The organism is Colwellia sp. (assembly GCF_013215345.1).
Taxonomy (GTDB): Bacteria; Pseudomonadota; Gammaproteobacteria; order Enterobacterales; family Alteromonadaceae; genus Colwellia.
On record NZ_JABSOV010000078.1, the window covers coordinates 10,743 to 20,234 of the forward strand.

The 9,492-nt window shown below is 38.9% G+C and carries 10 protein-coding genes and 1 pseudogene; 5 read left to right on the forward strand and 6 right to left on the reverse strand.

The genetic code is table 11. The features are described from left to right. Together HRT50_RS12480 and HRT50_RS12485 are read right to left on the reverse strand one after the other, a co-directional pair. The coding region (locus tag HRT50_RS12480; RefSeq protein WP_367238874.1) for an LPP20 family lipoprotein at positions 1–301 on the reverse strand (301 nt) is incomplete at its 3' end. Between the two features lie 90 nt (positions 302–391). Beyond that, positions 392–1,036 carry a FlgO family outer membrane protein gene (locus tag HRT50_RS12485; RefSeq protein ID WP_291614971.1) on the reverse strand — a complete coding sequence of 215 codons (645 nt, stop codon included), beginning with the start codon at positions 1,034–1,036 and terminating at the stop codon, positions 392–394. A gap of 215 nt (positions 1,037–1,251) precedes the next feature. Between HRT50_RS12485 and HRT50_RS12490 the strand changes: the two genes are divergently transcribed. Continuing rightward, entirely contained in the window at positions 1,252–2,439 is a 1,188-nt protein-coding gene (locus HRT50_RS12490) for a flagella assembly protein FlgT (protein WP_291614972.1), read from the forward strand. A 159-nt stretch (positions 2,440–2,598) separates the two neighbouring features. Here the strand turns inward: HRT50_RS12490 and HRT50_RS12495 are convergent, their stop codons facing one another. The 3 genes from HRT50_RS12495 to HRT50_RS12505 form a co-directional block, all read right to left on the reverse strand. Beyond that, positions 2,599–3,504 (reverse strand): M14 family metallocarboxypeptidase, encoded by a 906-nt coding sequence (locus tag HRT50_RS12495; protein ID WP_291614974.1) that lies wholly within the window; start codon positions 3,502–3,504, stop codon positions 2,599–2,601. A 122-nt stretch (positions 3,505–3,626) separates the two neighbouring features. Continuing rightward, positions 3,627–4,202 (reverse strand): elongation factor P-like protein YeiP, encoded by a 576-nt coding sequence (yeiP, locus tag HRT50_RS12500; RefSeq protein ID WP_291614976.1) that lies wholly within the window; start codon positions 4,200–4,202, stop codon positions 3,627–3,629. 283 nt (positions 4,203–4,485) lie between these two features. Beyond that, the gene (locus tag HRT50_RS12505; RefSeq protein ID WP_291614978.1) at positions 4,486–4,623 is read right to left on the reverse strand and encodes a hypothetical protein; all 138 of its coding nucleotides are present in this window, start codon (positions 4,621–4,623) and stop codon (positions 4,486–4,488) included. Between the two features lie 356 nt (positions 4,624–4,979). On the opposite strand from HRT50_RS12505, the gene HRT50_RS12510 reads away from it, so the two are divergent. Then, positions 4,980–6,014 (forward strand): lipid A deacylase LpxR family protein, encoded by a 1,035-nt coding sequence (locus tag HRT50_RS12510; protein WP_291614980.1) that lies wholly within the window; start codon positions 4,980–4,982, stop codon positions 6,012–6,014. Between the two features lies 1 nt (position 6,015). On the opposite strand, the gene HRT50_RS12515 is transcribed toward HRT50_RS12510, so the two are convergent. After that, entirely contained in the window at positions 6,016–6,603 is a 588-nt protein-coding gene (locus tag HRT50_RS12515) for a pyridoxamine 5'-phosphate oxidase family protein (RefSeq protein ID WP_291615010.1), read from the reverse strand. 26 nt (positions 6,604–6,629) lie between these two features. On the opposite strand from HRT50_RS12515, the pseudogene HRT50_RS12520 reads away from it, so the two are divergent. The 3 genes and pseudogenes from HRT50_RS12520 to HRT50_RS12530 form a co-directional block, all read left to right on the forward strand. Then, positions 6,630–6,818, forward strand: a pseudogene (locus tag HRT50_RS12520) (hypothetical protein); the annotation flags it as partial. A gap of 216 nt (positions 6,819–7,034) precedes the next feature. Next, positions 7,035–8,399 carry an FAD-binding oxidoreductase gene (locus HRT50_RS12525; protein WP_291615004.1) on the forward strand — a complete coding sequence of 455 codons (1,365 nt, stop codon included), beginning with the start codon at positions 7,035–7,037 and terminating at the stop codon, positions 8,397–8,399. Between the two features lie 534 nt (positions 8,400–8,933). Further along, the coding region (locus HRT50_RS12530) for an aminopeptidase P family N-terminal domain-containing protein (RefSeq protein WP_291615006.1) at positions 8,934–9,492 on the forward strand (559 nt) is incomplete at its 3' end.

Here is a 9,492-nt window from a genome sequence, read left to right on the forward strand (position 1 = left end):
GCTGATCCTCTATTAATAAGTCAGCCATAATGACCTTACCAGAAACTTGCTGACCATAAACTTGCTCTGCCAGCTCGGCATAGGCGGCAATTTTTGACGCTTTGATGGCCATTAGCATCCGCTGCGTTTTATGTGTTGATTTTTGTAGACTAATAGGAGCAAAACCTGTCGCATAAAGTACGGGGAAAGTCTCAGGCTTTACGGTTTGCCACTGCACATGTTTGTCGTAAACAAGGGAGCAGGCACTAGTAAAAAAGAGTGCGCTGCTAATAAGAATGACACGAGTTATTAATTTACTCATATATACACCTTTGGAGTTAGCGGCTAATAAAATTGTTTTATTTATTAGCATGCTTACTTAATATACTTACTTAACATTTTGAATTAATATCTAATTTTGTATAATCACAGCACGTTCGTCGTTACGCAACATAGCATTGTCTCGAATAATCATACCATCCCTCATTTTCACGTTCTCACTGTGACTCATCTCATCACCTAAGACCCAAGCAGGAATAAATGATTGTGCGGTAGCGACAACAACTTTAGATTGAATACCAATCATACGGGCATTAACTAAAATGCCATTTTCTTGTTCAACCATAGTGCCCGAAACAACATAGTCAATAATCTGACGTTCTGGCAATTCTTGCCAGTCTCGACTAAAGACATAGTCACCCTCTTTTGTTACTCTGATATGACCTGTGGTTTTAAAATCGATGACTACTAAACCATGACGTTGAAGCTCATGAATAAAACTTTCAGCTAGCTGATTACCTAGCCAATTAGTTGATTCAAGGTCTTTTAAATCAACAAAAGAGGCTACCGCAATGGGCGTTTTTGCGTTAACAAAACTACTACTGCTTAGCATTTGATACGCTAAACCTTTAACCACATCATTAATGGCATGGCGAGGTAGTTCAAAGCTATCGATCTGCCCTTTTTCTTTATGGGTTAATTGATAAAATCCATCATTGTTAGTTGCCTCACATGAGAGTAAGGCAGGTAAAAGAAATGGTATTAGCCATTTTTTCATGGTATTCCCCTTCAAAACTAAGTACTACAAACATGGCAATTAGCCAGACTGTATTAATTTTCATAGTCAGAATAATGCACATTCTAAGCCAATAATCATTGGCTAGCTAAATTAACCTGCATCCAAAAGGCATGAAAAATGCATAATCCTAATTAGTTCATAAAAACGGTATTGCCGACACTCTATATAACAAGGGTGCAAGCTAAATAAGGAAGATGACAACAACTATGTACAAGTTCATCAAGCAATTAACACTCATCAGCTTGCTATGCAGTTTTTCTGCTAGCAGTCAGTGGTATGAGACGCAAGGCCATGCACGCACCAATGATATAAGTTTAGAGCTTGCCCGCACTAAAGCGATGGAAAATGCCCTTAAAAAAGCTTTGCTCGTTTCTGGTGCCAGTGTTTCAAGCGTTCAACAAGTAGTGAACGGTTTACTAACCCAAGACCAAATTAGCATCCGGGCAAGTGGCAGTGTCAATTCTATTGAATTAGTTGATGAAATACACAGCGACAACCTTATTACGGTGACAATTCGTGCGGATATATTCCCTCAAGATAAAAAGTGTTTTGCCGTCAACTTTAAAAAATCACTACTACTTACCCGTAGCCACTTATTGCATAGAGAGCAAGCTAATGTAGGTAAGATTTATCTCATTGATAAAGCGGTTATGCAGCAACTGGGTCAACAACTAAATCAACACAGTGCTTTTACTAAAACCAGTAGCATACTGAATAACAAAACTGAATTTTCTCGTTTAAATAACAGCTTAGCCAGTGATAAAATCGCTCAATTAACACAGTCGTTAAGTGAAAGCACCGATAGTCAATATGTTATGTTTAGTGAAATCACCAATACCTCTTTTGACCAACAAGCCACTAATAGCTGGTTGTTTTGGCAGCAAGGTATTTACCCCAGAAACTTTGCCATGAACTTCTATCTATATAACGGCCTAAATGGTGAATTAGTTTGGCAAGATTCTTATCAAAATACCGCGCCATGGACATTTTCCAAGCGCCATAAAGTTGATGTCTATGGTAATGCCTTTTGGCAAAGTGAATATGGCCTGATGGTTAATAATATTATCGATAAAGTTGTTAAAGATATTGATGAGAATATTATGTGTGAACCAAGCCGAGGTAAAATCATTCAAGTCAAAGGTAACCAAGTCACCATTAACTTAGGCAGAGATCACGGTTTAAAAATAGGTGATGAATTTAGCTTGTTACACCTTACTCATTTTACCAATAATTCGGGAAAGTCATACGCGGGATTTAACTTAAGCCCTTATAAGGTTAAGATCACTAAACTTACCAGGCAAACGGCAACGGCAGCAACACCAGATGGTCGCCTATTTGGTAACATTCAAGTAGATGATTTAGCGGTGCGCTATGAAAACTAACCACTTAGAATGACGACCTAATCATTACTAACTTAGAATAGTAACTAAAGCCGATATAGCTTTGAAGGTTAAGCTTTATAGGAAGCAAGTCCTACTGATGACATAAAAACGCCTACTAAGTTAGTAGACGTTTTTGTATTAGATAATTATCAGCTAAGTTTAAATAAATGCTATTGCAGCAGATATTGCAGCGACTTGCGCTTTAATGCAGTTTTCATCATCAACCAGCGGGCTATCAGGGTAAACCTCTGTAGTGGTAACATATGGCGCATCCGTTAAGCCCATACATAAACCTAACTCTCTTGCGGCATAATTTATAACACCAAGCTGCTCAAGCTCAACACCTATCAATTTACCATCACTATCTGCTGGGGCAATGTGAGTGACCTCTGCTACAGCTTGGTTAATAGCACGTTGAAAATCAGCTTCAGGCTTAGTTGAGTCAGCAACCAAGTAAAAACCATCCGGTATATTCCAACTTTTTTGCTCAATAGCATCCCGGGCAGAAAGTGCCGGTCTAAACTCGCTATTATCAGTGTCAGTGGTTTCATGTAAATCGATATGCATAGCAATATCGACATCAAGTTCTAGAATATATGACATCAGCGCTGCCGATTCTTGTGCCGGACTATTTGGGTAAAACGAGCGGTTTGGATCAATCGCATTATTATTCCAGCGATTAATGGTTTCATAGCCCCAAGGACTAACACAAGGCGCGACTATGATATTAAACTGTTCACTAAAGTCTTTGGCATTGGTTTCTAAAAAACGAATAGCACCTTGCACACCACTGGTTTCATAGCCATGTACGCCACCCGTAACTAACACGGTTTTATTATTGGTTTGCCAATTTTTACTTTGCATGATATATAAAGGATAACGGCTTTCATCAACAGATAAGCTGCCGTATTGAATCATATCAAATGAAGCAGTTAACAATTCAAGCTTTGCTAACACTTCATCTTGATAAGAGCGTTTAATGTTTTGCTTAGCAAGCCATAAACCTTTTTCATTATCCGCCCATGGTTGGCCTTGCTGACCAATGGAATAAACTGAATCACTCATGATTTAACCTTCTTGTTTATAATTGACCACTGCTACTTAAAATTTATTAACCCGCATAAAAATGCCCGAATATTCGGGCATTTTCAATTAGCGATTAACTATATAGTTGCACAGCAGACAGTTTACTTAGAGTCAGCACGACCCATAAACTTACGCTCTTCGGTATTAACTTTAATTTTATCACCGGTAGAAATATGTTCAGGCACTTGTACCGTTAATCCAGTAGAAAGAGTAGCAGGTTTAGTACGCGCACTCGCTGAAGCACCTTTGATTGAAGGATCAGTTTCTGTGATCACTAATTCAACACTAGCAGGAAGATCAATTGCCACTGGTGAATCATCAACTATGATGACAGAGATGCCTTGAGTCTCTTCATTAATAAAAAGAATCTCATCGGCAATGGATTCTTTATCCAAGTTATACGGGGTGTAATCTTCATTATCCATAAAGACATATTGGTCACCATCAATATAAGAGAACATTGATGGGCGACGGCTTAAATCGGCAAAATTTAACATATCATCTGCTTTAAAGGTTTCGTCTACCTTAGCGCCAGTAACCACATCGTATAAGCGCATTCTATACAAACTTCCGCCTGCTCTACCTTGCGGTACTGAACGGGTAATATCTCTAACAATTAACACTTTACCGTTGTGCTCTATCGCAGCATTTTTCTTTATATCACTTGCCTTTGGCATAAGACGAATTCCTCTGAATTAATTGTAAACAAACACAATGCAGGGAAAATAACATGAACCCATAGATATGCAAATAACTTATCGAGTGAATGATGATTTTTTTCATTAATAACGCAATAAAATATAAGTTTCATGAAAACTTTCACATTCGAGATCATTCAAACACAAAAAAGGCAAATATATTAACTATATTTGCCTTTTCAAGCTATTGAGTTTTGTGACTCTACTCATTCACTTCATTGCTAACAAACGGCACTAAAAAAGTGAATAAATGCTAGAAAGTCTACTCGTAAGAACGCTCAAGCCAAGCGATTTGTAACTTTAAATCTTCAATTTCATGGTTTGCGTCGGCTAATTGTTCCAACGTTGATTTTTGTTCATTATTACCGTTATCTACACTAGCATCAGTATTTTTAGACATATTACGTATTTCCTCATGGGCCATAATAGCCTCCAAAAAATTGTTACCATACTTGTATTATTACACAAGAACATTCATAAGTAAGTTTAAATGAAAAAATTTAATAAAGTGGCAGCATTATCTTTAGTAAAAAAAATTGTACATTTTAGTAGCAGCCCTCAATAAAAACAGTAGAAAATCATTCATCATAATTGCAAGTTTAGCGCGAAATAGATTCTATTTTATTGGCCCTTAGCGATTTTATAAAAAGCTGTCACCTTTCATTTCAAACTAAATAATAACGCCAACCTGATCGTATCCTGCAAATATATTTAGCCGCACTATACTCAATAGTGTTGAAAGAATAGGAGTTTGCTATGAATAAAGCGCTCGTTAGCAACAAAAATACTTATTGCTCAATCTATTTTTTATTGTCCATTTCATTACTCACATATCTGCCAGTACAAGCTGGACAATTGAGTATTCAGTTCGAAAATGATGGACTCTTTGCCAGTGATGGTAATTATACTAATGGTTTTGCTTTAGCTTGGGAAAGTAAAACCTTGCAAAATTATCAGCCACAATACAAATCAAGCATGCCATTATTATTTCAATGGCAGCACAGTATGCGTTTTCCCCTAAATAAAAATAAAAGTGCTTGGGGAGTCAAGGTATCCCAGCGCATGTGGACACCAAATGATATTGGCATAACCGGCTCACAAAACAATGACAGGCCTTATGTGGGTTTAGTCGAGTTAGAAAGCCATACCGCAGATTATGGCAGCTTTTTTTCACAAAAAAACTGGTTAGCCTTAGGCGTTATTGGCCCTAAAGCAAGGGCGGAAAGAGTACAAACCAAAGTACATCAAGTAACAGGTTCAACCATACCGCAAGGTTGGCAGTATCAAGTAGAGGAACAGATAACAGCCCAGTTTGCTTACGAAGTAGACTCCCTCTTCTACAGAAACCGTAAATATCGAGGGAAGTATTTTACTAACAGCCAATGGGAAGTCAGTGGCTTTAGTCATGTTGCTTTGGGTAACCTAAATACTCAAGCCTCTCTCGGTTTGTTATTTCGCTGGGGAACAATGCTGCCTAACTCTTTCGGTCGTCTCAGTAGCCACTTTGGCCATATAGGAAATTTAACCGAAGCGCTTCACGGCAGTCACTTAACCACCTATGTAAGGCTGGGCCTTGGTTATCGCTTTAATGATTTATCAATCGAAGGTAGCTTACCTTATGATTCATTGATTGAGCTCCAACATAAACAAGCGACAGCGAGTATAGGCTTCAGCTGGGCACTGGAGGATTTCGCCCTCACTTGGAGTCTTAACAGCTATACTCGCGCTTATCACAGTGATATTAAGCCGTGGCATAGCTACGGCTCACTAACCCTAAGCTGTGCCCTGTGATTTATTCCTCTAGCAGGGCTGAGCGTTTGACAATATCAGTATCAAAACCATCAATACTTTGTTGATTTTTCTTAATCCAATACTTTTCAATGCCAGATTTACCTTGCTTAACTGCTGATTTAGCAAGGACTTCACGATCAGTTTGATAAGCGTAATAAGGTACCGACATGCCACATGAAGACTGCACCATAGCAATGCAGTGTAAAAAAATCTTCCTTGAGGCAACGCTGTGAGGAAATAGCTCAATATATTCATGCCACTGTTCATCTCCTTGATGCAATACAGTAGCATTACCATAGGCTCGCAGTATAAGAGGCGAACCTTCAAAAGCACAAAACATTACCGTCATTCGTGGATTAATCAATACGTGCGCTGCAGATTCATTACCACTGCCGGTGTGATTCAACCAAGCAATAGTCGTCGAATTAATCACCCGTAAGCTGTCCCCACCTTTGGGTGATAAATTTACCGTGCCAGTTTCTGCTGTAGTGCTAACAAAATAGACTTTTTGCTGTGCAATAAATTCTATATGCTTAGGGGCTGTTGAACTTTCGCGGTTAAATTTTGTTCGAGATAAAAGCGCTTTAATCGCGGCGAGTAGTCTTTAGCCTAGTCATTCTAAGCAAATACTGCTCAACAAAGAGTAAAGCGCTTTTAGCCGAATCCTCCGGACAGCGTTTGTTGGACATTTATACCGCGTTATCACCTTTTTATGTGGAATAACCACATTACAAAGGCTCCGCCTTGTATATACACCCAAAAATTCGCTGCAAAAACAATCTCGAAAGATCAACAGCCCCTAGTATTCAATTCAAAAAATTGTTGTCCCATGAGATTTTATCATTACTTAATATCAATATTCAGTTAATTAATACCAATTCCCGTATGGTTATATTTACAAAATACTCATAAATATTAAAGCGAAACAATTATTTTATACTGATTTAACTTTAAGGGTTGTTTAAGGTATAACCTTACTAACTTATAAAAGTTAACTGCACAAAACTACTAGGATAAAATATGTACGATCCTCTTCTTGATGAATCAATTGGCGCTAATGCGCCCTACCCTAGTAGTTATTGGGCCGATGTCGCAGGGACTGCACCTGAGGATGATGGCCAGCTAAATAAAGATATCAATGTTGATGTTGCCATTATAGGGGCCGGTTATACCGGCTTGTCAACGGCGCTGCACTTAGCTCGTGAGCACGGTATCAAAGCGACGGTATTAGAAGCGAATAGAACAGCTTGGGGAGCAAGTGGCCGTAATGCCGGATTTATATTAAAATCATCCGGACGAAAGTCTTACGCCAGCATGCAATCCCAATGGGGAGAAGAAGTCATGCGCGGTATTTATCAAGAGATGTGCGCAGGTGTTGATACCGTAAAAAGCTTGATTAGCGAAGGCATTGATTGTGATCCCCAAGACAGTGGCTATATTCGTGTAGCCCACAAGCCAAGTATGCTAAAAAGTTTGATAGCAACTGCCGCCTTGCAAAAAAAGATGTTTGGCTATGACGTGCAAATATTAACGCGTGAGCAGTTACACCAAGATTATATGGCCGATAACAATGCCTATGGCGCAATACGTTATCAAGATGGTTTTGGTATTAACCCATTAAAACTTGCTTGGGGTTATCAAAAACTTGCTAGAAAATCGGGGGTCAGCATACATTGTGACTCGCCAGTAGGGCTGTGGCGACAAGAATCATCACACCATGCAGGCCAACAAAGTCAAAACAGGCAGGTATTGCATACGCCAAACGGCATAGTGAAAGCTAAAAAAGTAGTTATTGCCACCAATGGTTATTCCGCCAAAAACTTTCACCCATTAATCCAGAATAAAAGTCTGCCGGTGCTCTCCCAAATAATTGTCACTGAGCCATTAACAGCAGAGCAATTAGCCGCTTGTAATTTTTTAACCAGTAATGTCATTATGGATACACGCGCTTTGAAGTATTATTATCGAAAACTTCCCGATAATCGTATTTTATTTGGCGGCCGCGGGGCAATAACGGGCAAGAATGCGGCAGACCCTTACTATGCAAACCGTTTACTCACAGTATTGAAAACTAATTTTCCTGCCCTAGCATCAGTAAAATACGATTATGCTTGGTCTGGCTGGTTATGCATGTCATTGGATGACATGCCCCATATTTATCAAAATGAGCAAAAGACTATATTTTATGCCATGGGTTATTGCGGCAGTGGCGTGTCTTTCTCTGTGCAAGCAGGTAAGCGTTTAGCTGACAAGGTTGCTGGTGTTACAGTGCCTAACCTACCCATTTACCAAACACCTTTAACAACATTCCCTTTCGCGCCATTAAGGCGTGTTGGTCAATGGGGCTACTTTCAGTATGGTAAAGTTAAAGACCGCTGGTTTTAGCACTCGCTCTAATGAAGGTTTAGCATGACGAGTACTTTTTTTGTTAGTTTATATAGGATAACAAGCTTCATTTAAGTGCTAATTAATGTCCTACTTAAGTTCTAATTCATGCCCTATTCGTGCCCTAATTTAAGTCTCAATATATGCCTTTCGTTAAGCATTAGCTGCAAGTTGAACTAAAGGCTTAACTGAAGGATTTCAATCTTGTCAGTACGGAAAATAAATCCCCTAATATTAACACTTGTCTCACCAACTTAATTGTATACAATATACCTACAAGTATTTGCCAGTTCACTTTTGCTAAGCCTTAAGTAATCAGTAAAATATAACTCACATAAAGTAATACTAGTTTCATTAAGTTTGTGATCTTGTTGTGCATAGGAAAAATAAATCAGGGCAAGGCGCTCGATTGAGCAATAGCTGGCTATTGGGATTGAGAGCAACGCTGACATGGAGTATTTTAACCCGCACAAATGAGCAATAATTTAGTGGAATTGGTATCATATAAAGTAAATAGTTTAAAGGAAATATAATATGTCCATTGGTATTGGTGGCTCTACAGCCGAATTAGAATTAAGTAAATTAACCGATATGACAACTGATATCACGCCTATTTTATTAGGTGAATATCAACAGCGTATTACAAAAGCACAACAGCTAATGCGTGCACAAAACATTAGCGCTTTATATATCAATGCGGGCACTAATTTAACCTATTTTACCGGTACAGCTTGGTATGCCTCTGAACGGTTAGTTGGCGCAATATTACCAGCGGAAGGTGAGTTAGTTTATGTAGCTCCCTGGTTCGAAGTAAGCACACTATCTGGTTTTATGCAGATTGAAGCTGAGGTTGCTAGCTGGCACGAACATGAATCACCTTATCAACTTGTTATTGATGTACTCAAGAAAAATAATTGTGCACAAGGCACTATTGCCATTGATGAGTCTACCGCCTTTTTCGCTGTAGATGGCATGATGAATGCTGCAAAATCTCAAGGCATAGCCTTAAACTTTACCAGTAGTAAAAGCATTACTGCCACCTGTAGAATGATCAAGTCAGCTACTGAACTTGCGCTACTACAACGTGCGAAAG

Excerpts from the sequence above, each read along its gene's own strand:
- HRT50_RS12505 (WP_291614978.1), bottom strand. The coding sequence starts at position 4,623 with ATGTCTAAAAATACTGATGCTAGTGTAGATAACGGTAATAATGAACAA.
- HRT50_RS12485 (WP_291614971.1), bottom strand. The coding sequence starts at position 1,036 with ATGAAAAAATGGCTAATACCATTTCTTTTACCTGCCTTACTCTCATGT.
- HRT50_RS12495 (WP_291614974.1), bottom strand. The coding sequence starts at position 3,504 with ATGAGTGATTCAGTTTATTCCATTGGTCAGCAAGGCCAACCATGGGCG.
- HRT50_RS12525 (WP_291615004.1), top strand. The coding sequence starts at position 7,035 with ATGTACGATCCTCTTCTTGATGAATCAATTGGCGCTAATGCGCCCTAC.
- yeiP (WP_291614976.1), bottom strand. The coding sequence starts at position 4,202 with ATGCCAAAGGCAAGTGATATAAAGAAAAATGCTGCGATAGAGCACAAC.
- HRT50_RS12510 (WP_291614980.1), top strand. The coding sequence starts at position 4,980 with ATGAATAAAGCGCTCGTTAGCAACAAAAATACTTATTGCTCAATCTAT.
- HRT50_RS12490 (WP_291614972.1), top strand. The coding sequence starts at position 1,252 with ATGACAACAACTATGTACAAGTTCATCAAGCAATTAACACTCATCAGC.